The organism is Rothia sp. P7181 (genome assembly GCF_048513015.1).
Lineage (GTDB): Bacteria > Actinomycetota > Actinomycetes > Actinomycetales > Micrococcaceae > Rothia.
This window is the reverse complement of record NZ_JBLXXZ010000011.1, coordinates 1-16732: the sequence shown is the minus strand read 5'-3', so window position 1 is coordinate 16732 and position 16732 is coordinate 1. Positions and strand designations below refer to the sequence as shown.

Sequence of the window (16732 nt, the reverse complement as noted above, 5' to 3'; positions counted from 1 at the left end):
AATGATATTCGTGTTACCTAACGGTAAAGCACTTTATTTGCCTGAGAATGCGAAGAAATGGATTGATTCTCAGCCAAAACGTGGGAGCTATCGGCGATAATATTTTTCATTGTCCCTTTTACCATCAAGAAGACTCAAGAGAAAAGTAGGTAACAAAACCCTCCCGCTCCTGAATAAACCAACTAATCAGGGGCGGGAGGGCGTTACCCCCGACCTTATCACAAAGGAAAAACATCATGACAGATAAACAAAAAATTGCATTATTTGCAACCATCGGCGCAGTAGCATTCCTCATCCCAGCCGTACTAGGTCACCCCTGGTATTTCCTCCTATCAGCCGTCATGGGAGGAGTCGCCTACACCGCCCTAAAAACCAACAAATAAAAAAGAGGCGGGGCTGAGCACCACACAAAAGTGATGCCCAGCCCCGCCTTGTATATTAGCCAAGCTGAATAACAATAACCTGACCAACGTCAATTACATCGGGGTTAGCAATACCGTTAAGCTCAGTAAGGCGATTGGGTAAAACCACATATTTATCTTATGAGAGTTGTTCTGGAGGTTCTATCCCCAGATGCTCCCAAGCAGCTGAAAGCGCTACTCTGCCTCGGGGTGTACGACCAATCATCCCCTCACGGACAAGATAAGGTTCTGCGACCGTCTCTACTGTTTCAACTTCTTCGCCTACGGCAATAGCAAGAGTTGATAGCCCAACAGGACCACCACCAAACTTATGAATAAGAGATTCAAGGACGGAACGATCTAAGCGGTCAAGCCCCCGCGAGTCTACTTCATACATGTCAAGAGCTCGTCCAGCTTCTACGGCGCTGATATGAGGGATGTCGTGCACTAATGCCCAGTCTCGTACACGACGCAGAAGACGATTAGCGATACGAGGAGTGCCACGAGAACGTCCTGCAATTTCCGCAAAACCTTCAGCGCTAATATTCATATCCATCAGCCCTGCCGAACGGCGCAACACTTTTTCCAGTTCTTCTGTTGAGTAATACTCTAAGTGTCCGGTAAAACCGAATCTGTCTCGTAGAGGCCCCGGCAAAAGACCAGCCCGAGTAGTTGCCCCCACTAACGTAAACGGTGGAAGTTCCAGAGGAATAGACGTAGCGCCAGCACCTTTCCCGACCACAATATCCACACGAAAATCTTCCATCGCCATATACAGCATTTCTTCTGCTGGACGAGACATACGGTGTATCTCATCTAAGAATAAAACTTCACCGGGAGTCAAGGAAGAAAGAATAGCAGCCAAATCTCCGGAATGTTGGATGGCTGGCCCTGAGGTGATACGCAAGGGCGCGTCCATCTCTGCGGCAATAATCATCGACAAGGTTGTCTTTCCTAAACCGGGAGGTCCAGATAACAGCACATGGTCTGCTGACTTACCGCGCAGTTTTGATGCTTCGAGAAGTAGTGAGAGCTGCTGTCGGACACGTTGCTGACCTACAAAATCATCTAATGATTGGGGACGCAAAGCGGCTTCAATCATTTTTTCTTCAGGTTCTTCTTCTAACCCGACGAGCCGTTGCTCTCGATATTCAGGTTCTGTTGCGCGATGGTTCACCAAAGTATCCGTTCTTCATTCTTGAGGCGATAATGTTCGTGAGTGCTAATGACAGGTGCTGTGTTGTTGCCCTAATGTTGCAAGGACTTCTTTGAGGGCTTGTGGCACAGATAGCTTCTCAGGATGCGCACTCTTTTTGAGGTAGGATTCCACCGAACGTTCTGCATCTTTTTCGCTCCACCCTAATCCTATGAGCGCTTCGAGAACGGGAGATTTCCATGCTATGCCAGTGTTAAGCGGTAGCTGATCGGTGTCGGAGTTCGCGTTGAGAATCAGCTTTCCGGCAAGTTCTAAAACAATTCTTCGAGCAGTTTTAGGGCCGACACCAGGAACTTTAGTGAAGGCTTTATCGTCTCCTGTGGCAATAGCTCGTTCAATATCTTGGGCCGTATGCACCGACAATGCTGCTAAGGCGATACGCGGACCGATACCAGAGACAGAGAGCAAAAGGTCAAAGGCTTCACGTTCAGCCGGTTCTAAGAAGCCGTAAAGAGTCATGGAATCTTCACGAACGATAAAGCTTGTTAAAAGAGTAGTTGTCTCCCCTTGCGAAAGCTGAGAGAGTGTTCGAGCTGGGGTATGTACCATCAGCCCCCAGCCATTGACGTCAAGGATGAGGCTATTGAGGGAAATCTGAGTCACGGTTCCCGTGAGGGTGCTAATCATAATCTCTATCTTATTCGAATATATGTACTATTTCCATTGTCCTCGCCCACGACGAGCACTTTGAGCTTCTGCCGCTTTCCACGCTCTTTGGGCTGGGGTTAGCGCACCCATCTGAGGACGAGGCCGCGAACCTTGATGAGTTTGCACGCCAGCGCTCATATCAATACCAGAGCCGACCGTTGCACCACGCCACCCATGACAAATAGCAATAGCTAAAGCATCTGCGGCATCAGCAGGTTGAGGTAGCCTCTCTAATTTAAGGATACGCGTGACCATTCTTCCGACAGAAGCTTTATCTGCTTTACCGGAACCAGTCACAGCCGCTTTAACTTCTGAAGGAGTATGAAAATATACGGGAATGGAACGTGCAGCAGCAGCAGCAATCACAACACCAGAAGCATGAGCCGTGCCAATCACCGTATTGACTTGCTCTTGCGCGAATACTCGTTCAATGGCTAAAGCATCTGGCTGATACGCTTCTAGCCATTCTTCTGCCGCCTGAAAAACAGTGAAAATACGTTGGTCAAGTTTCTGGGCGGGGGCGCTTCCTGCCACACCAACTTTCACATAGCGGGCTTGGCGGTTAGCGGTCATATCAATAACACCAAAACCGCACCGTGTCAGCCCTGGGTCTACTCCAAGAATACGGGCAGCGCCCGGAACTCGCGGAATACTCGCAAGTTTCGGGCGCTGTGTTGTGGATAGGGGCATTGTGCCTACTATCTCCTTAGTCTGCGTTAAGTTCTTCCATAACAGCTTCGTTAATATCAGCGTTAGAATAAACGTTCTGAACGTCGTCAAGTTCTTCAATAGCATCTGCTAGTTTGAGGAATTTGCGAGCACCTTCAGCGTCAATTTCGACATTCATGGTAGGACGGAAAACAGGGTCGTCATTGTTATATTCAAGTTCTGCTTCAGTCAATGCTTGGCGGATGGCTGGAAGATCAGTTGCTTCTGATACGACAGTAAAAATATCGCCTTCATCAATAACTTCTTCAGCTCCAGCATCAAGTACTGCCATGAGGACGTCGTCTTCGGTAAGGCCTTCGGTCTTGGTCACCTCGGCAACGCCTTTACGTTCAAAGAGGAACGCTACAGATCCCTGATCGGCCATAGTACCACCGTTACGAGTAACGGCAGTACGAACTTCTGCTGCTGCACGGTTACGGTTATCGGTCAAACATTCAATGTAAAGAGCTGTTCCTTGAGGTCCGCGGGCTTCATACATGATTTCGGTGTAGTCAATGGTTTCACCGGTGAGACCAGCACCACGCTTGATAGCACGGTCAATGTTGTCGTTAGGGACAGAGTTTTTCTTAGCTTTAGAAACAGCGAGGTCTAGTGCAGGGTTACCAGATACGTCTGCGCCACCCATACGAGCTGCAACTTCAATAGCTTTGATAAATTTGGCAAATGCTTTTGCACGTTTAGCGTCGATAGCTGCTTTTTTGTGCTTGGTTGTTGCCCATTTGGAGTGACCTGACATACGTTGTCTCCTTTTGTTGCTGTGCGCTGATGTGGCTCATCAGCGCAGGTTCTCTTTAGATACTAGGTTCTATTGTAAACAGTTTCAACGACACCGCATTAACGGGGTCGATTCATGGCGCTTTCACGTGCACGGTCAATAGTCGTGTCATCTATTGTTTGAGGGATAAATTCCCCATATTTTTTCTTGGCAGCTTCTGCAATTAAGAAGTCAGCCACGGCAGGGTTCTTCGGCAAGAGTGAGCCGTGTAGATAGGTGCCGATGACATTGTATTTGCGAGCGCCTTCGGTGCTGTCGGTGGTGTTGTTTCCTTCGCCTTTGGTGACGGTGGCTAGGGGGCGGGTGCCGTCGGAGAGTGTGGTGATTCCGGAGTGGTTTTCGTATCCGATGAGTGTTCCGAATTCTTCGGATTCTTCGACGATATTTCCAATCAGTCGTTCTTCTCCGCCGACGGTGATGGCGTCAAAGATGCCGATGCCTTGGAGTGTTTCTCCTTGGTTGGTGCGGAATTCTTGTCCGAAGAGTTGGTAGAGTCCGCAGATGACGAGCATGGGTGTGCCGTTTTCTGCGAGTTCTTTGAGTTTGGGGGCGATGGCGTGAAGGTCCTCTTGGATGATGCTTTGTCCGGAGTCTTGTCCGCCTCCGCCGAGGATGATGTCGGGGTTTTCGGGGAAGGTGTCGGAGGGGTTGTAGTCGATGATTTCGGGGGTGTATCCGTGGGCTTTTGCTCTACGTGCTAGGGCGAGGGTGTTGCCCCAGTCTCCATAGATGTTCATATCTTGTGGGTAGAGTTGGACGATGGTGAGTGTTTTGTTGCTCATTAGGAGATGTCCTCTACGTTGGTAATTTTGGAGAGTTCTTTGCGGATGGCAAGCATAGCGGTGTAGGTGCAGAAGATGCGCATGGGTTTGCCGTGGGAGTTTTTGATGAAGTGTTCTAGTGCTTCGGTGAGGTTTTCTTCGACGTGTTCGGTGGTGATTTCGTCGTGTTCTAGGCGTAGTGCCATATCCCATGCGCGGGTTCCGGAGACGGTGTTGACTCCGGTTGTTTGTAGGCTGTGGAAGTCTACGTCCCAGAGCCATGAGACGTCTCTGCCGTCTGCGTATTGGTCGTTGATGGTAATCATGGTTGCGTAGTCTTGTGCGTCTGCGCTGGCGAGGGAGAGTCTAAATCCTGAGGGGTTTTTGACGAGTAGTAGTTGTAATGTTTGGCCGTTGATGTTGAGGGTTTCGCCTCGTCCAAAGGCGGGTGTGATGTGTTGGAGTTCTTCGATGAGTTTTTCTTCGTTGAGGTTTTCTCCCATGACTGCTTGGGTGAGTGCCATTGCTGCGGCGGCGTTGTAGATGTTGTAGACGCCGTAGAGGTTGATTTTTCCTTGTGCGGTGTGTCCGTTGAGGGTGAATGTTGCGTTGGTTCCGTTGAAGTCGTTGAGGGTGACGGTGGCTTCTGGGAGGTTTTCTTTAGTGCTGGTTCGTTGTTGCGAGCGCATTTCGTCGTCGGATGGGAACATGGTTCGGAGTTTTTGGCTGAGTCCGAAATAGTTGGTGTGTGTTCCTGTTTTAACGTGTTCTGCGATGCTGAGGATGCGTGGGTCTTCTCGGTTGAGTACGACGGTGTTGGTGGTTGCTTCTGCTACGGTGGTGAGCATTTTTCGGGTGGTGTCGATTTCACCGAAGCGGTCGAGTTGGTCGCGTAGGACGTTGAGTAGTAGTGCGTAGTGTGGTTTGACTTTTTTGACGAAGTGTACGGCGTGGGCTTCGTCGAGTTCGAGGACGGCAATGTCTGCGTCGAGTTTTCCGGTGAGGCTCATTTCTGCAAGGAGTGAGGCGGCAACTCCTCGAACGAAGTTTGATCCTGTTTTGTTGGTGAAGACTTTGAGCCCTTGGGCTTGGAGTAGTTGGACCACCATTTTTGTGGTGGTGGTTTTTCCGTTGGTTCCAGAGACGACGACTACGCCGTGAGGTAGTTTTGCGAGTTCTTCGGGGACGAAGTTGGGGTGTAGTTTTTCCATGACGAGTCCGGGGAATGCGGATCCGCCTCCGCGGAGTTTGGTGGCGTAGCGTACGCCTTGGCCGATGAGTCGTGTTATGGGTCTAGACATGTTTTTTATTTTATAGGTGTTTGGTTGAATCCTCCGGTAAGGGATAGGGCTGTTATGTGTGGTTGTTGTTTTTTGAGGGTGTGGACGATGAGTGCTGAGCGTTTTCCGCTGGCGCAGTAGAACACTGGTGTGGTGTTGTTTTTGAGGTGTTTGGTAAGGGTGTTGTTGATGTTTTCTAGGGGGTTTGGGGTGTTGTTGATGAGGGTGAGGAGTTCTTGGTGTGGGATGTGTGCGTGGTCTTGGTAGTGTCCGTTGTTGCGTTCGTGGTGTTCGCGTACGTCGATGAGTGTGTAGTGTTCGGGGTGTTGGTTGATTTCGTGGAGTGCGATTTCGGGGACGTTGAGGGGTTGTGGTGTTGATTGTTGTATTTGTTGGAGTGTTTCGGTCAGTGGTGTGGGGGTGCGGTGTGGGTCGGGTGTGATGTTGAGGGTTTTGGTGGTGTGTGTTCGGCTGTCGTACATCCAGAGTTTTCCTAGGAGTGGTTCGGGTACTCCCGTGATGAGTTTGATGGCTTCGGTGGCCATGATGGAGCCGATGGTTCCGCAGAGGGATCCGAGTACTCCTGATTGTGCGCAGGTGGGGATGGAGTCTGCTGCTGGTATTTGTGGGTAGAGGTCTCGGAGGGTGGTTCCTTGGGTGTGTTGGGTGGTGTTGAGGTGTTTGGGGTGTGCCCAGAAGAGTGAGATTTGTGCGGTGTATTGGGAGATACTTCCCCAGATGAGTGGTTTGTTGAGGTGTTCGCAGATGTCGTTGGTGAGGTATTTGGTGGCGAAGTTGTCGGATCCGTCGATGATGAGGTCGTAGTTTTTGATGATGTTTTCGGCGTTGTTTGCGTTGAGTTTTTCGTGGTAGGTGTGGACGTTGGTGTGTGGGTTGAGTTCGTGGATGCGTTGTTGTGCGGAGTGTGTTTTGGGTGTGTTGATGGTGTTGTTGTTGTGGATGATTTGGCGTTGGAGGTTGCTGTATTCGACGGTGTCGTGGTCGATGATGCCGAGGGTTCCAACTCCTGCTGCGCTGAGGTAGAGCAGTAGGGGTGAGCCGAGTCCTCCGGCTCCGATGCTGAGGACTTTTGCGTTGGCGAGTCGTCGTTGTCCTTCTTCTCCGATGCCGGGCAGGGTGAAGTGTCGCCCGTAGCGGAGTTGTTCTTGTGTACTGAGTTGTTTTTTGGGTGTGGTCAGTGGTGCCAGTGGCATGGTTGGGGTGCTTTCTTCGTTGAGGTTAGGTGGTGAGGTCTTCTTGGGTGGGTGCTCCGGTGAGGATTCGTCCTTCGGTTGGTGATGAGGCCTGCGCGTGGGTTCGGGTGGGGATGCGTCCAGCATGGTAGGCGTGGTATCCGGCGTGTACTGCGTATTTCATGGCTTCTGCCATTGCTACGGGGTTTTGGGCTCGGGTAACGGCTGAGGCGAGGAGGACAGCATCGCAGCCTAGTTCCATTGCTTGTGTTGCTTGGCTGGCTGTTCCGATGCCGGCGTCGATGATGACGGGAACGTCTAGTTCGCTGGTGATGAGTTGGATGTTGTGTGGGTTGAGTATTCCTAGTCCTGTGCCGATGGGTGCGCCAAGGGGCATGACGGCGCTGGCGCCTGCATTTTGTAGGTGTCGTGCGGTGATGGGGTCGTCGTTGGTGTAGGCGAATACGGTAAAGCCTCGTTCGGCGAGTGTTTCGGTGGCTTCGATTAGTTCGTAGGTGTCGGGTAGGAGTGTTGTTTCGTCTGCGATGACTTCTAACTTAATCCAGTGTGTTTGGAGTGCTTCTCGGGCAAGTTCTGCGGTTAGTAGTGCGTCTTTTGCGGTGTAGCAGCCTGCGGTGTTCGGCAGAATTTTGATGTTGTTGCGTTTCAGAATGGAGTAGAGAGATTCTTTTCCGCTGGGGTTGTATCGTCGCATGGCGACGGTGGTCAGTTCTGTTCCTGAGCTAAGGAGTGCTTCTTCGAGGTGTTGTAGTGAGGTGATTCCTCCGGTGCCCATGATAAGTCGTGAGTTGAGGTCTACTCCGTCGATGTTCAGTGGTGGAATGTTTGTTGGTGTCATGTTCTTTTTATCTCGAGTTTGTTGTTTGTGCTGGTGGTGTTATCCGCCTTGTACGGCGGTGATGATTTCTAGCCTGTCATGGTGGTTTGCGGTGGTGTGTGCCCATTGATTGCGTGGTAGTACGGTGTCGTTGAGTGCTACGGCGATGCCAAGGGGTGTTCCGTCTTGGGCGTTTCCTTGGTCGTTGAGGGCGGTGTTGATGGTGTCTTCGACGAGTTTTTTGATGGTTTGTGGTGTCGTATAGGTGTGTTCTGCACCGTTAATTGTGAGGGTGATGTTCATTGGGGTTTTCCTCCGTTGGTTTAGGGTTTTGTTGGGTTGGCGTGAAGCGTTGTGGACGGCAAGCGTAGAGGTCTTTTCTGTCGTCTTCGGTGAGGGTTTCGGTGATGAGGTGTTCTACGAGTTCTGCTGCTCGTGGTGAAAGCAGTATTCCGTGACGGAAGTAGCCGTTTGAGAGGATGAGGTTTTTGAGTGGTTTACCGTGGTGTTCGATTGTGCCGATGAGGGGCAGGTCGTCGGGTGTTCCGGGGCGTGCTCGTGAGATTATTTCGTAGAGTTCGAGTTCTGTGATGGCGGGGATAAGCTCTCTTGCATCACGTAGTAGTTGGTATATTCCGCCAGCGTTGATACCGGGCATATGGTCTTCACGTGATGTTGCACCGATGACGACGGTGTTGTCTTCACGGGGAACGATGTAAACAGGTTGGGAGCGGACGATACCGCGAATTGTTGAGGTGATGAAGGGCCGCTGGTTTTCAGGTACGCGGAGACGAAGCACATCACCGTAGACGGGTCGTAAAGGGAGTTCTTTGAGCGCTGGTATGCCCTGAAGTTCTAAGGTTCCGAGGCCGTTAGCGACGATGATATATGTTGCGTGGAGTTCTCCGGTGTGCTGTTGCCCTGTCGTGGGGTTTTGGTATTCCCAGTAGATGCCGCGGGCGTGTGTTTGGTCTGCGTCGAGAAGAATTTTTTGGGCTCTCACAGGGTAGAGCTGTTCGTGTAAGAGGTGTATGAGCCCTTGGCAGTACCAGCGCGGGTTAATCTGGTGGTCGCCGGCTATTTCCACGACTCCTGCAAGACGCGAGGAGAGGCTTGGTTCTTGAGAACGAGCTTTTCGGATGGATATTTTTTGGGTTTCTAAACCTAGCTCTTGTTGATATTGTTGGAGGTCTTCTAGAGCATTTTTATCAGCATGATCGTAGGCGCATACGAGGGTTTTTGTTTCTTGTCTACCAACGTGAATACCGGATTCTTCTTGAATGTGTTGTGCAAAGTATGGGTATAGTTGCGCTGCCCGTTTCATCAGCTGAACTAATGGTTCTTGGCGAAATTGTGTTTCAGATGCTGGGGCAAGCATTCCGGCGGCTGCTCGTGTTGCTTCTGAAGCGGGCTGTGGGTCTAAGACAGCAACGCTATACCCTATTTTTTGGAGACGGTACGCGGTCGATAATCCGATAATTCCTGCACCGATGACTGCAATATCTACTGTTGAGGGTGGTTCTTTGGATAGTTCGGGTATATATTGATGAATAGTTGAATCTTCATCGTGCGGGTTAAACAACGTCGCACCCATGACGAACACTTCCTTCCGGCGGCATAACCCGCATCAAGTAAGACGGTCGGCTCTCTTAGCCCTCTCAGCGTCGTGAAGATATATCTATTGTGATATGGCGCGATATATCTGACGCTCCCGTAGGTCACTCTAAGTATAAGCCTCAATCTTTTTGATACAAGGAGACCTCAAAACTATGTCCGTTTATGAACAACAGCCTTTCGCTACTTCTTTCGTGAATTCTTCTTCAACGCTTCGTCGCGAGCGCCTTGAAAAGCTTCACAAAGCACGCTTGTACTTGTGTACGGATGCGCGTTTATCTCGTGGAGATTTAGAGTCTTTTCTGGATGAAGCCTATAGTGGCGGTGTCGATATTATTCAGCTGCGTGATAAGAAGATTTCTGTGCAACAGGAGCTAGCAGCTTTAGAGGTTCTCAAAAAGGTGGCGCGTCGTCACGATAAGCTTTTTGCGGTCAATGACCGTGCTGATGTTGCCGCTCTTATGGGTGCTGATATTTTTCATCGAGGTCAAGACGATCTTTCTGCGGTGCAGGCGCGCAGGTTGTTAGGTGCCGATGTTCTTGTAGGTGCTTCAACACATGGGGTGTCTCAGGGGCAGGAGGCTGCTGCCGATAAGAATATTGATTATTTTGCGTGTGGGCCGGTGTGGCCGACGCCGACGAAGCCGGGGCGTGCAGCAACAGGCGTGGAGTATCTTGAGCAGGTTGCTCAGTTTGCCGGTCAGAAACCGTGGTTTGCTATTGGTGGCGTTAACGTGGATACGGTGTCAGAGGTTTGTCAGGCAGGTGCCTCACGTATTGTTGTGGTGCGTGCTTTAACCGAAGCTGCTGATGTTCGTAGCGCAGCAAAACAACTGAAGGGTGCGTTAGAAGTTGTTTAGCTTTCTCTAAAGAGTTTTGGTTGTCGTTGAAAGGTATTCTTCCCACCCTTGTTTTACGAGAGTGTGTATCTGTCCTAGTGTCTGTGACATGGTTTTTGTGTGGGCGATAATCGGTAAGAAATTGGTGTCGCCAGACCATCGTGGGAGGATATGCTGGTGTAGGTGATCGGCTATTCCGGCTCCCCCAATTTTGCCTTGGTTCATCCCAATATTGAATCCGTCTGTTTTGCTGACTTGACGTAGCACACGCATCGCTTGTTGGGTGAGAATCCCTATTTCGGTTAGTTCTTCGACGGTTGCGTCATCGTAATATGGGATATGCCGGTAGGGCAGAATCAGCAGGTGCCCTGGGTTATATGGGTAGAGGTTTAAGATGGCGTATGCGTATTTACCTCGATGAACAATCAGAGATTCTTCGTCGGAGCGTTCGGGAGCACTACAAAAGGGGCATGTCTGTTCTTGGTAGTCTTTTTGCCCTCCGCTGACGTATGCCTTACGGTGAGGTGTCCAAAGCCGTTGGAAAGCATCTGGGACTTGTGGCAGTTCAAAGCTATCGGTGGTGTACTCCATGGTCTTTAGTGTACCTGTAGGCTCATACGCTCTATGTGAATGTTGCTAAAAGATTCTTGTGGATGCTACCGGATAAGTCTTTTCCGGTAGCATCCACACAGATTATGCGAGTGTGATACTCCTAGCAGAATAGGTTCTAACTATTCTTCAAGTAGTCCACGTCGACGTAATAGTGGTTCAATTCGTGGGTCTCGTCCTCGTAACTGTCGGAAAGACTCTGCCGGGTCTTGGCTATTTCCTGTTGCGAGGATAGCGTTTTTGAAGGTTTCACCGTTGTGGCGGGTTGCTCCCCCGGATTCTTCAAACCAATCAACAGTTTCTGCGTCCATCATCTCGGAGTAGATGTAAGCATAGTATCCGGCGGCGTATCCTCCACCAAAGATGTGTTTGAACATTCCGGTAAGGTAGCGCGGAGATACTGGGTATTGGTCGAAGCCATAACGTTTGAGCACTTCATCTTCAAAGGCTTTAGCATCTTCACAACTGTCGATGAGCCCGTCTTCAACGCTACGGGTGTGCCATGCCATATCGAGGAGGGCGGCTCCTAGATATTCGCTGGTGGCAAATCCTTCTCCCCACTGTTCGCTAGCGCGTAGCGCATCAATATGTTCTTGTGGGAGTGTTTCTCCTGTATCAATATGGCGTGCGTAGTTCCCTACTACTGCTGGGTGGAACATCCACATCTCATTAACTTGTGAGGGATATTCAACAAAGTCACGGGGAACGTTCGTACCAGCAACAGAAGGATACTTAGCGGTACTTAACAAGGAATGTAGTGCGTGGCCAAATTCGTGGAAAAGTGTCCGTACATTATCAAGGGTCAGTAGCGCCGGTGCACCTTCAGCAGGTTCTGCAATGTTGAGGGTGTTGAGCACTACTGGCACTTGTTGGATGCGTTCATCACGTGGTACGAGGTCGTTCATCCATGCTCCGCCTTGTTTGGTGGCGCGAGCATACGGGTCAAGAGCAAAAATACCGATAAGAGTGCCGTTCTCGTCTTTGACCTCCCATACCCGCATGTCGGGGTAATAACTCGATAGTTCGGGGTGTTCGGTGAAGCTGATTCCGTAAAGAGTTTCAGCGGCGTAGAAGACGCCTCGTTCTACTACAGAGTTAAGCTCAAAGTAGGGTCGTAGAGCTTGTATATCGACACGATATTTTTCTTCTGCCACACGTTTGAGGTAGTAAGGTACGTCAGCAGCATGGATGTCTTCAACAGGCACTCCCGCAACTTCTGCCATGGTTTCTAGTTCTTTACGGAAGTTTGCTAATGCTTGTGGCAACATTTTTTCAAGCATCGCTAATGCTTCATCAGATTTTTGTGCTACAGCTCGGCGAATGGTCAGTTCTGCGTGGTTCTTTGCTCCGAAGAGTGCTGCTCGTTGCGCTCGCAGGTATGACATTTTTGCGCCAGTTTGGATGGTTTGTGGTGTATCTGCGCTACCGGCATCTCGAGTGTGTGCTCGTCCACGGTTGATGGAGTTTGCATAATATTTTTCGCGGGTCGCGGGGTTCTCTAGTGATTCAAGAAGTGCCGGTGCGGCAAAGAGATCTTGAGGTAGCAGGAACGCTCCTTCGTGTCCGTTTTTTGCGGCGTTGAGGGCAAGACGTTCTCGGGTGCTTTCGTCGAGTCCTGTAAGTTCTTCTTCGTCGTGGATGAGAAGTGCTGCTTGTTGTGCTCCGGTCAGCAGTGCTTTAGAGAATTCTGCACTCAGTTTTGCTAGTTCGGCCTCGAGTGCTGCGAGCTGTTGTTGTGCATCTTTGCTGAGGTATACTCCTGCGTCGGTGAATGTTTCTTTCCAGAGCTTGAGCACTCGTTGTTGTTCTGGGGTGAGGTTGTGCTCTTCAACGTTGGCGATGCGAGTAGCAAGAGGCTCGTTATTTGCCATGGCGGTTGTGTGTTCGGCGAGTTTGGGTTCCCAGTATTCGCTGAGTTCTAGTATTTCTGGTGTTCCCATGGAGGACAGGTACGTGTAGTAGATGCCTGTTGCTCGTGAGAATTCTCGGTAGCTGTCTTCTAACGGTTCAATGGTGTTTGCAAAGGTTGGTGTTTCGCTATTTGCACAGATGTTGTTCCACGCAAGTTTTTGAGCCTGTACGGCTTCTTCTAACGCTTGGTGTATGTCATGGCTGGTGGTGGAGGCTAGTTGTGGGTATCCTCCGATATCTGATGATGCTTGTAATAGTTTATGTGTCATAGTTCTCTATTTTAGCGGTGGTTTTTTCCTCCTGTCTGCTGTGTTAAAGCAAACTGTCGCTATTGTAAAGTTTTTCCTTGTCGGAAGGATTCTTTACAAGAGCGACAGTTTCAACACATGAGATGTCTTGGCTGTATAGGTTTTTCTTCTATTCTGCCGGTGTTTCAGTTGTTGCGCGAGGGTCTTCGTTCACACGGTTCTTGATGTGTTCAACAATGCGTTGGATAGCTTCTGCTACAGGCACACCATTTTCTTGGGAGCCATCACGGTAGCGGAACGATACTGCCCCATTTTCTGCGTCTTCTCCGCCGGCAATGAGAATAAACGGTGTTTTCTCTTTGGAAGCGGTACGAATCTTTTTGGGGAAACGGTCAGTTCCGTAGTCGACTTCTACGCGAACCCCTTCAGCTCGAAGCTTGGTAGCAATATCTGCCATATAGTCGTTGAAGGCTTCTGCTACGGGCACTGCTACAACTTGTACGGGTGATAGCCATGCGGGGAATGCTCCTGCATAGTGTTCGGTGAGAACTCCGAGGAAGCGCTCAAACGAACCAAACTTTGCAGAGTGAATCATGACAGGTTCTTGACGTGTTCCGTCTGAGGCTTGGTATTCTAACCCGAATCGTTGTGGCTGGTTGAAGTCATATTGAACAGTAGACATCTGCCAGGTACGGCCGATGGCGTCTTTCGCTTGTACGGAGATTTTAGGTCCGTAGAATGCTGCTCCACCTGGATCTGGTACAAGTTCTAGACCGGTTTCGGAGGCGACTTGTTCAAGGACTGCTGTTGCTTGTTCCCATTGTTCGTCGGTGCCGATAAACTTGTCTTTTTTATCGCCTTCTGTGTCTCGGGTAGACAATTCGAGGTAGAAGTCTGTCATACCGAAATCTTCTAGCAGGCTGAGCATAAATTTGAGCAGATGACGAATCTCATCGGGTGCTTGTTCTTTGGTGACGTAGCTATGTGAGTCGTCTTGGGTGATCATACGAACTCGGGTGAGTCCTTGTAGTACACCTGATTTTTCGTCACGGTAGACGGTTCCAAATTCGAATAGTCGTAATGGTAGCTCTCGGTAGGAGCGTCCTCGTGATCGGAAAATCTCATTGTGCATGGGGCAGTTCATGGCCTTGAGACGGTAGTTTCCGTTATCGAGCTCCATGGAGGGGAACATACCGTCTGAGTAGTATGGCAGGTGCCCAGAGGTGTAGAACAGGTCTTCTTTGGAAATATGAGGGGTGCTGACGTATTGGAAGCCTTCTTGGATGTGGCGTGTGCGTACGTAGTCTTCCATCTCACGTTTGATAATGCCACCTTTGGGGTGGATGACGGGTAGACCGGGGCCGATGTTTTTAGGGAAGGAGAAGAGGTCTAGTTCTTCTCCGAGTCGTCGGTGGTCGCGTCGTTCAGCTTCTGCGATACGTTCTTTGTAGGCTACAAGCTCTTCTTTGCTAGGCCATGCAGTTCCGTAAATGCGTTGGAGCATGGGGTTCTTTTCAGAACCGCGCCAGTAGGCTCCACCTGCGCGCATGAGGGCGTACCCGTTTCCGATAAGTTTTGTGTTGGGTAGGTGTGGGCCACGGCAGAGGTCACGCCATACGGTTTCCCCAGTTTTGGGGTGAACGTTGTCGTAGATGGTGATATCACCGGCGCCGACTTCTACGGAGGCGCCTTCTGCTGCGTCAGCCCCAGAACCGGGACCTTGGCTGAGGCTCAGCAATTCGAGCTTGTAGGGTTCTTGCGCCATTTCTTGCGCTGCTTGTTCTGGGGTCACAACGCGGCGTACAAATTTTTGTCCTGATTTGATGATTTTGATCATCATTTTCTCAATTTTTTTGAGGTCTTCAGGGGTGAAGGGGTCTTCAACGTCAAAGTCGAAGTAGAAGCCGTCGGTAATATATGGTCCGATGCCGAGCTTTGCGTCTTTTCGGTATTCTTGGACTGCTTGAGCCATGACGTGCGCGGCGGAGTGACGGAGGACTTCTAGACCTTCTTGTTCGTGGATGCTGACGGGGACGATAGAATCCCCCTCGTGTAGGGGTGTTGAGAGGTCTACGAGTTTGTCGTTAATACGGGCAACGACAATATCGCGGTCTTCGGTGAAGAGTTCGGCGGCTGTGGTGCCGTCTTCAATGGTGCGTTTTTCTCCGGCAACGTCTACAGAAATGTGTGCGACAGACATCTGTCTCCTTGTTTGTGTGTTGTGCACGCCCGTACTAAGGGCATGCTCGGTATTGATAGTGCGCGGTACAAGAGCGCACATTGTTCTTTAGTTTACATGTGTTTTGTCATGGGGGTTCTTTATCTGCAGTGTCGTGACGACTGGTTGTGGAGTATCTAACATCCATAAAATTTTTTTGATACATACCTTGACGCACAAAGAAATCTTTATATAAAGTTTCTTTTATGGATAGCGAGAGAACTTGGGAAACAGAGTACAGTGGCTCCGTTGCACTCTTTGCAGCATTAGCGCACCCATTGCGCCTAGCTTTGACTCACCATCTGTCCAAAGGATCACATACCGTCAGTGAGCTTTTTACATGTATGGGAGTCTCACAACCTCTTGTCTCCCACCACCTCAAAATCCTCAAAGAAGCTGGAGTTATTACCAGCACACAGACAGGACGTAGCATCATCTACGAAGTAGCAGACCATCACGTCACGCACATCATTAACGATGTCTACGAACACACCAAGGAGAATAACTCATGAGCACCGCAACTTTGCACCGCGAATCAGAAGCACATGCACACACCCACGGACCAAACTGCGGTCACCTAGCAGTCATCCACCACGACCACGTCGACTACATCCACGGCGACCACGTACACCGTGAACACGATGGACACTACGACGAATGCGTCACCTGCGAATGCGGCGACTGCAACGATAGCTGCGCAACCTGCGAATGCGACAACTGCAACTGCCCCACCTGCAACCACGCAACCTGCGAATGCGGCGACTGCTCAGACGCATGCGTCAACTGCGTCTGCGAAAACTGCCAGTGCGCAACCTGCAACCACGCAGCATAAATACAGCTCAACACACAGGCTAAAATACGGTGGGTGATAAGGACTTAGTCCTTATCACCCACCGTATTTTAAAATCATCAAGACACCACACAATAAGCTATTGCCGGTTAAGAGAAATATCCGCTAGCCTGTTTACATACATGACGTTGCCCACAATACCTAGGACTTGCCATGGAAAAGTACATCACCCTCATCACCAACACCACCACTCCACTGCGCAAATCACCTCAGCGTCTCACTCTACGCCCCACCACACCAGAAGATACAGAAGCCATCGCACGGCTCTTATTCTCTTCCTACGACGAATCAACCTTCGTCACCCAAGAAGATGCACAACGCCAAGTCAAAGAAATACTCGCTGGAACATACGGAGAGTTCTACCCCGAAGCTTCCCCTCTCCTCATTGACGATAACGGTCGAGCAGTTGCTGTTCTCCTCAGCCTCAAAAACCGTCTAGACCACAACGGGCCAGAAGAAACACCCACACTATTAGAGCTCATCACTGCACCTTCACGACGCCGTGAAGGAATTGCCGAAGAACTCATTACCTACGCCCTCGACATTATGCAAAATCATCATTATGACGAGGCAAGTACACATATCAGCGAAAGAAACGCCGC

At 50.2% G+C, this 16732-nt stretch carries 19 protein-coding genes and 1 riboswitch; of the genes, 5 read left to right on the top strand and 14 right to left on the bottom strand.

The annotated features are described in order from the left end of the window. The first annotated feature begins 236 nt into the window (after positions 1-236). Positions 237-383: a hypothetical protein gene (locus tag ACN08Z_RS06440; RefSeq protein WP_419103735.1), complete on the top strand. Its 147-nt coding sequence runs from the start codon at positions 237-239 to the stop codon at positions 381-383. Positions 384-438: 55 nt separating this feature from the next. Here ACN08Z_RS06440 and ACN08Z_RS06435 read toward each other — a convergent pair whose 3' ends face one another. The 11 genes from ACN08Z_RS06435 to thiO form a co-directional block, all read right to left on the bottom strand. Further along, complete coding sequence (locus ACN08Z_RS06435; RefSeq protein ID WP_419103734.1) at positions 439-531, bottom strand: LysM peptidoglycan-binding domain-containing protein; 93 nt, start codon at positions 529-531, stop codon at positions 439-441. Between the two features lie 9 nt (positions 532-540). Next, entirely contained in the window at positions 541-1503 is a 963-nt protein-coding gene (gene ruvB / locus ACN08Z_RS06430) for a Holliday junction branch migration DNA helicase RuvB (RefSeq protein WP_419101636.1), read from the bottom strand. A 120-nt stretch (positions 1504-1623) separates the two neighbouring features. Beyond that, complete coding sequence (gene ruvA, locus ACN08Z_RS06425) at positions 1624-2244, bottom strand: Holliday junction branch migration protein RuvA (protein WP_419103733.1); 621 nt, start codon at positions 2242-2244, stop codon at positions 1624-1626. Positions 2245-2271: 27 nt separating this feature from the next. After that, positions 2272-2955 carry a crossover junction endodeoxyribonuclease RuvC gene (gene ruvC, locus ACN08Z_RS06420; RefSeq protein ID WP_419103732.1) on the bottom strand — a complete coding sequence of 228 codons (684 nt, stop codon included), beginning with the start codon at positions 2953-2955 and terminating at the stop codon, positions 2272-2274. A 16-nt stretch (positions 2956-2971) separates the two neighbouring features. Further along, the gene (locus ACN08Z_RS06415; protein ID WP_419101318.1) at positions 2972-3730 is read right to left on the bottom strand and encodes a YebC/PmpR family DNA-binding transcriptional regulator; all 759 of its coding nucleotides are present in this window, start codon (positions 3728-3730) and stop codon (positions 2972-2974) included. 98 nt (positions 3731-3828) lie between these two features. Beyond that, on the bottom strand, positions 3829-4551 hold the full coding sequence (locus tag ACN08Z_RS06410; RefSeq protein WP_419103731.1) for a type 1 glutamine amidotransferase: 723 nt from the start codon (positions 4549-4551) through the stop codon (positions 3829-3831). After that, complete coding sequence (locus ACN08Z_RS06405) at positions 4551-5840, bottom strand: MurT ligase domain-containing protein (protein WP_419103776.1); 1290 nt, start codon at positions 5838-5840, stop codon at positions 4551-4553. Before ACN08Z_RS06405 ends, ACN08Z_RS06410 begins: the two co-directional genes overlap by 1 nt. After that, on the bottom strand, positions 5837-7150 hold the full coding sequence (locus ACN08Z_RS06400; RefSeq protein ID WP_419103730.1) for a ThiF family adenylyltransferase: 1314 nt from the start codon (positions 7148-7150) through the stop codon (positions 5837-5839). Before ACN08Z_RS06400 ends, ACN08Z_RS06405 begins: the two co-directional genes overlap by 4 nt. Then, positions 7050-7862, bottom strand: a complete 813-nt coding sequence (locus ACN08Z_RS06395) for a thiazole synthase (protein ID WP_419101321.1) — start codon at positions 7860-7862, stop codon at positions 7050-7052. The genes ACN08Z_RS06400 and ACN08Z_RS06395 overlap by 101 nt, the downstream gene beginning before the upstream one ends. Positions 7863-7901: 39 nt before the next feature. Further along, the gene (thiS, locus tag ACN08Z_RS06390; RefSeq protein WP_419101322.1) at positions 7902-8144 is read right to left on the bottom strand and encodes a sulfur carrier protein ThiS; all 243 of its coding nucleotides are present in this window, start codon (positions 8142-8144) and stop codon (positions 7902-7904) included. Continuing rightward, positions 8122-9435, bottom strand: a complete 1314-nt coding sequence (gene thiO / locus ACN08Z_RS06385; RefSeq protein WP_419103729.1) for a glycine oxidase ThiO — start codon at positions 9433-9435, stop codon at positions 8122-8124. The genes thiS and thiO overlap by 23 nt, the downstream gene beginning before the upstream one ends. Then, positions 9429-9566, bottom strand: a riboswitch (TPP riboswitch). (Overlaps the previous gene by 7 nt.) A 44-nt stretch (positions 9567-9610) precedes the next feature. Between thiO and thiE the strand changes: the two genes are divergently transcribed. Continuing rightward, a complete protein-coding gene (thiE, locus tag ACN08Z_RS06380; protein ID WP_419103728.1) occupies positions 9611-10315 on the top strand; it encodes a thiamine phosphate synthase in 705 nt (234 codons plus the stop codon). 6 nt (positions 10316-10321) lie between these two features. Here the strand turns inward: thiE and ACN08Z_RS06375 are convergent, their stop codons facing one another. From ACN08Z_RS06375 to thrS, 3 genes are all read right to left on the bottom strand, one after another. Then, a complete protein-coding gene (locus ACN08Z_RS06375; protein WP_419103727.1) occupies positions 10322-10885 on the bottom strand; it encodes an HIT family protein in 564 nt (187 codons plus the stop codon). A gap of 140 nt (positions 10886-11025) precedes the next feature. Beyond that, complete coding sequence (locus ACN08Z_RS06370) at positions 11026-13083, bottom strand: M3 family metallopeptidase (protein WP_419103726.1); 2058 nt, start codon at positions 13081-13083, stop codon at positions 11026-11028. A 148-nt stretch (positions 13084-13231) separates the two neighbouring features. Next, complete coding sequence (thrS, locus tag ACN08Z_RS06365; RefSeq protein ID WP_419101327.1) at positions 13232-15262, bottom strand: threonine--tRNA ligase; 2031 nt, start codon at positions 15260-15262, stop codon at positions 13232-13234. Between the two features lie 224 nt (positions 15263-15486). Between thrS and ACN08Z_RS06360 the strand changes: the two genes are divergently transcribed. The 3 genes from ACN08Z_RS06360 to ACN08Z_RS06350 all read left to right on the top strand — a co-directional run. Next, a complete protein-coding gene (locus ACN08Z_RS06360; RefSeq protein WP_419103725.1) occupies positions 15487-15792 on the top strand; it encodes an ArsR/SmtB family transcription factor in 306 nt (101 codons plus the stop codon). Further along, a complete protein-coding gene (locus tag ACN08Z_RS06355) occupies positions 15789-16112 on the top strand; it encodes a hypothetical protein (RefSeq protein ID WP_419103724.1) in 324 nt (107 codons plus the stop codon). The genes ACN08Z_RS06360 and ACN08Z_RS06355 overlap by 4 nt, the downstream gene beginning before the upstream one ends. Positions 16113-16283: 171 nt before the next feature. Continuing rightward, the coding region (locus ACN08Z_RS06350; RefSeq protein WP_419103723.1) for a GNAT family N-acetyltransferase at positions 16284-16732 on the top strand (449 nt) is incomplete at its 3' end.